Here is a 1,823-nt window from a genome sequence, read left to right as displayed (position 1 = left end):
TGATACACAATTTCTACAAGACCATCATGAGCAGGCTTGACACCAAGGCTTTTGGGCTCAAGAAAACGAGTCGCATAAAGGCTTTTGTCTTCAGATTCATCTCCGTACCTGCCAAGTGGATCATGACAGCAAGGCAATACGTGCTGAATATCTATACTGAAAACCGGGCTTATGCAAGACCTTTCAAAACTGGATTCGGATAAAGTCCGTTCCTTATGGTTTTAATCTGCGTATTGCCTCAAGTCGCATTGTGGGGTAAGGGGAAGGTATGCACAAATCGGACAAAATTCACGCTCATACTATCATGATGCATAGTGTTCAAGCTCTTTACTGCAATTGAGATTGCCATTGAGATTGCTTGCGGATTTTAGGCTAATATGAATGTAGATAGAAACTTAAAAAATAACAAAACTGGACTTTTGGCATATTTCAGAAGTCGAGCAAACGAGATTGTGAGTGAATTGGCTCTTCAGTACTCAGCAGCAGATTATAAGAAAAAGGCTTCTGCTCTGAACAAAGCAATTATTCAAAGTCGAGACAATTTATTATCTATTCTTGAAGAAACGGCAAGAGCTCAAAACTGGACAAATAGAGAGGTTCTTGAATGTGTTCTTATGATAACCTATACAAATGATGTTGTTATGCTTGAATCTCGTAATGCTGTTTGGCAGTATGACTATATGGCATTTTCACGTCGAGTAGGTGAATTGTGGGAACCTTTCTGCAAACTATGTTTCAAACATCCTTCTACTGGAATATCTTCCTTTATTCCACCTCTTTTCTCCGAGGTTAAAGAAAGTCTTACTACCGAGATAGTAACATATATAGACGGATTGACTATCCAAACACATGAGAAAGCGCAACTTAGACGTTATTATGATAAAGTCTGGGGACTGGTTACGTCAGGTGAAATTCAATTGGAATGTGATTTGCATTTTACCGATGGAACGACCAAGTACATTGTCGATTTCAAAAGCGGATTCGGTTCAAATGAGAAGGGCAATACTAATAGATTGCTTCTTGTAGGAAGTATATATCAAAATATTGAAACAGAGAATTATAAATGCTTAATTTTTGTTCGTTCTACAGAGAATAATCACTATCTAACCACACTCCAAAATTCTGGAGTATGGGATACCTCATGTGGTCCAGATACATACTCAAAGATTCATCAATTTACAGGCTTTGATATCCATAATTGGATTGAGAACAATATTGATTGGATGAATGACTTTGCTCCTCGGATGAGAGACACTATAACACGTAACGAACTTCAAAATTATCTTATCTGGTAATCAAATGGATTCAACATTAACTTACCAAGCTTACTATACAAAATCAGATCCTATTCTCAATTACATGACTGGTATGCTGAATTTTGAGCCACATGACGAAATTTTGGAACCATGTGGTGGGGATGGCGTGTTCATTGACAAAATCTTGGAACATAATCCAGATGCGCACGTTAATGTATTTGAATTAAATCCTACAGCTGTTATCGGTCTGAAAGAAAAGTATAGCACCAAGCCAGGTATTTCAGTAAAGGAAACTGACACTTTGCTTGATACAGCAATTATATCTTGCACTCAAAGATACGATAAGATTATCGGCAATCCTCCTTATGGTGCTAGAAATGACGAAAAGAAAAAGGATCTTCTCAACAAATTGTATTCAGACTTATATACTAAAGAGAGTTCACTAGTGTCCACTAAAAACGATTAACAATCGTTGTAAGTGGTTGATATGCGACAAAATACGAGCAAAAAATGACTCTATGGGTTAGAAATGACTATCTTTGCAGAAAATTACAATCTGTAAGTTAG

General features: G+C 37.0%; 2 protein-coding genes and 1 pseudogene. All 3 read left to right on the top strand.

The features are described from left to right. Positions 1 to 203, top strand: a pseudogene (locus CIK88_RS09955) (IS1380 family transposase); the annotation flags it as partial. Between the two features lie 174 nt (positions 204 to 377). After that, positions 378 to 1,295 (top strand): hypothetical protein, encoded by a 918-nt coding sequence (locus tag CIK88_RS09950; protein WP_094436207.1) that lies wholly within the window; start codon positions 378 to 380, stop codon positions 1,293 to 1,295. A gap of 4 nt (positions 1,296 to 1,299) precedes the next feature. Beyond that, positions 1,300 to 1,722: a methyltransferase gene (locus CIK88_RS09945; protein ID WP_144269600.1), complete on the top strand. Its 423-nt coding sequence runs from the start codon at positions 1,300 to 1,302 to the stop codon at positions 1,720 to 1,722. The last annotated feature ends 101 nt before the right edge of the window (positions 1,723 to 1,823 follow it).

Origin of the sequence: Prevotella sp. P5-50, assembly GCF_002251295.1 — a bacterium.
GTDB lineage: Bacteria > Bacteroidota > Bacteroidia > Bacteroidales > Bacteroidaceae > Prevotella.
This window is presented reverse-complemented; position numbering and strand designations above follow the sequence as displayed.